Origin of the sequence: Streptomyces sp. NPDC088194 (assembly GCF_040702025.1) — a bacterium.
Classification (GTDB): domain Bacteria; phylum Actinomycetota; class Actinomycetes; order Streptomycetales; family Streptomycetaceae; genus Actinacidiphila.
Genome location: NZ_JBFBIV010000203.1, coordinates 1 through 2,874, shown reverse-complemented (window position 1 = coordinate 2,874; position 2,874 = coordinate 1). Strand labels below are relative to the sequence as shown.

Below are 2,874 nucleotides of genomic sequence, written 5' to 3'. Positions count from 1 at the left end.
ACAATTTTTCAGCTCGGGTCCCCCGATTAATTCGGGGGACCCGAGCTTTTTTGCGTTGTATGGTCCGATCCATGGGGTACGAGATACGGCCGGTACTGCCGGCCGAGTGGCGGCAGAGCCGCGAGCTGCGGTTGGCGGCGCTCCAGGACGAGCTCGCCCCGGTGGCGTTCGCCCGGACCTACGCCGAAGAGGCGGCGATGACCGAGGACCGTTGGCGGCAGCGTGCGTCGGGGGCCGGCTCGCAGCAGTTCGTGGCCGTGGCCACGGAAGGCGGCGACGGGGAGAGCGACGGCGGTGACCGTACCGCGGAGCGCTGGGTGGGGATGGCCGTGGTGGTTGTCGAACGTCCCGACTATCTCAGCGTCAACGCCGTCTACTTGGTGCCCGAGGCCCGCGGACACGGCGTGGCCGACCGGCTGTTCGCGACCGCCCTGGAGTGGGCCTGGCAGCGGGCCGACCGGGTCCACCTGTGGGTGCACGAGAAGAACCCGAGGGCCGAGGCGCTCTATCGGAGGCTGGGTTTCGAGCGGACCGGCAGGACGATGCGGTCGCCGTTGGACCCGTCCTTCACGGAGTACGAGCTGGCGCTCGACCGCCCGTGAGCCGGGTGAGCCGGGCGAGCCGCGTGCGCGGAGCGGGCTGAGCGGTGCGGCGGTCGGCGGACCCGCGGCCGTGTCGATGCCGAGGCCGGCTCCGCAGAGCAGCTCCGAAGCGCGGCTCCGGACAACGTTCGGTGCGCGTTCAGTTCGCGTTCGGTTTCCGTGTTCGGGGGTCGGGCAGCCGGTTGGTGTACGAGCACGGGCCGGCGCCGTTCTTCGGGCCGCCGCGGGCTCTGCGGGAGTGGGCGCGGGGCCATTGCCGCGGGGGAGACGGTGCGGGAGGGTGGCGGTGCGGCCGGTGCCACAGAGGACACCGGTGCCAGAGGTAACGCGTTCCGGACGCGTCAACGAAGGGAAGCCGCGCATGGCCACAGATGCGTCGTCTGAGAGTTCGTTAGAGGGTGAGGAGCGTCCGTCGCAGGCCGATACGGCCGACGTGGTCGCGCCCCCGGCTCGCGCGCACGGGCGCGGGCGTGTCCGCGGGCGGGCGCTGCGGCGGGCGTCGATCCTGACGGTCGCGTCCGTGGTGGGCGTCCTGCACCTGACCGGAGGCGCGCTCGCCGATCCGTCCGACGCGAACGGCGGGGCGCAGGCGGGCTCGTACGGGAGTGACAGCAGCGGGAAGGCCGGGCTGGGCGGGACCGGCGGCGGCACCCAGTCCGGGGCGATCGGCCTCGGCACCGCCTTTGGGAACAGTTCCAACGGCGCTCCGGCATCGGCCGGGATGAGCGTCGGCGACGGGAAGACCGGGGCCGGCGCCTCGTCGTACGGCAGCGGAACGAATTCGGCCGGGGCGGGCGCGTCCAAGGCCGGGCCGGGCGGCGGGTTGTCGGTCGGCGACGCCTCGGCCACCGGCAGCGGGGCGGGAGCCAACTCCAACGCCTCGACCAGCAAGGGGACTTCGTCCGCCGAGGCGTCCGGCGGTTCGCAGAGCGCCAGTGCGACCAGCGGGTCCAGCCAGAACGGGGCCGCGTCCTCCGCGAGCACCAAGGGTGGCGGTTTCTCGGGCGCCAACGCGGATTCCGGTCCGGCCGGTTCCTCCGCCGCGGCCTCCAGCCCCAGCGGCAACACCTCCGCGAGCGCCGCCTCCGGGCCGCTCGGGAGCGCGGGCAAGGCCGGGGTCGGTGTGTCCGGCTCGTCCGCGAGCACGTCGGCGGCCGGTACGTCCGCGGCCGGCACCGACGCCGGCGGCAGCCAGGCGCAGGCGTCCGCCACCAGCACCTCCGGGCCGACCTCCGCCACCTCCACCGGTGTCGGCAGCCCGCTCGGTGGTGTCTCCTCGGCGACCGCTTCGGCGCCCAACGGTGGTACGGCCACCGCGCAGGCGCCCGGCGCGGCCCCGGCCAGCATCTCGGGGCCGCCCGGGACGAGCGTCTCCGCGAGCGCCTACAGCGGGGCGATAGCCGGTACGCCCGGGGCCATGCTCGGATCGCCCTGGGGGGCGACCACGACGACGAGTTCGGCTCCGGCGGACTCCGCGCCCGCGTCGGCTCCGGCCGACTCGGCACCTGCCTCGGCTCCGGCCGACTCGGCACCTGCCTCGGCTCCGGCGGCCTCGGCCCCGGCCGACTCGGCTCCCGCCGACTCCGCTCCTGCGGCGGCGGCCGCTCCGGCGGGGGACGCGGCAGCCGCGTCCGCACCCGGTGACGACGGTACGTCCGACGCTGCTTCGGCCGACGCCGGTGACGCGGGAGACGGTTCCTCTGCCGCCGCCGGGGATGCCGGTGACGCCGGCGACAACGGAGCTTCCGCCGACGGAGCTTCCGCCGACGGAGCTTCGTCCGACGGTTCCTCCGCCGATGGAGCGTCCGCCGGGGACTCCGGTGCCTCGGGCGCCTCCGCGGCCGGCGGTGACGGGGGTTCCTCCGACGGCGGCTACGGCGGCGGTGACGGCGGTTCCTCGGCGTCCGGCGGCAACAGCGGTTCCTCCGACGGCGGTTACGGCGGGGGCGACGGCGGTGGCGAAGGGTCCGGCGGATACGGCGGTGGTTCCGGCAGCGGCGGTGACGGCGGTGGCGGTGACGGCGGTGGTTCCGGCGGCGGCGACGGTGGTGGCGGCTCCGGCGGTGGGGACGGTGGCGGTTCCGGCGGCGGTGGTGACTAGCACGCGTCCGACGCGTCACCGGCCCCGGGGATCTCTCCGTACGGGCTGAAGCGTGCGACCGGCCACGGCATGATCGTGGGAGGTCGGAACGGGGAAAAAATATTAAGAACAAAACACTGTAAACAAATAAAAAAAAGAAAAAAAGGGGGTGGGGGGGTGGGGGTTTGTGTA

Annotated in this window: 2 protein-coding genes; both read left to right on the top strand. The window is 74.0% G+C overall.

What is annotated here, in order from left to right; all coding sequences use genetic code 11:
- Window positions 1-71 precede the first annotated feature (71 nt).
- Entirely contained in the window at window positions 72-602 is a 531-nt protein-coding gene (locus AB0399_RS40360) for a GNAT family N-acetyltransferase (protein WP_329366318.1), read from the top strand.
- A 361-nt stretch (window positions 603-963) separates the two neighbouring features.
- Entirely contained in the window at window positions 964-2,703 is a 1,740-nt protein-coding gene (locus AB0399_RS40355) for a hypothetical protein (RefSeq protein WP_366414678.1), read from the top strand.
- The last annotated feature ends 171 nt before the right edge of the window (window positions 2,704-2,874 follow it).

Bases quoted from the DNA above. Each gene is read 5' to 3' on its own strand.
- AB0399_RS40355 (WP_366414678.1), top strand. From the start codon at position 964: ATGGCCACAGATGCGTCGTCTGAGAGTTCGTTAGAGGGTGAGGAGCGT.
- AB0399_RS40360 (WP_329366318.1), top strand. From the start codon at position 72: ATGGGGTACGAGATACGGCCGGTACTGCCGGCCGAGTGGCGGCAGAGC.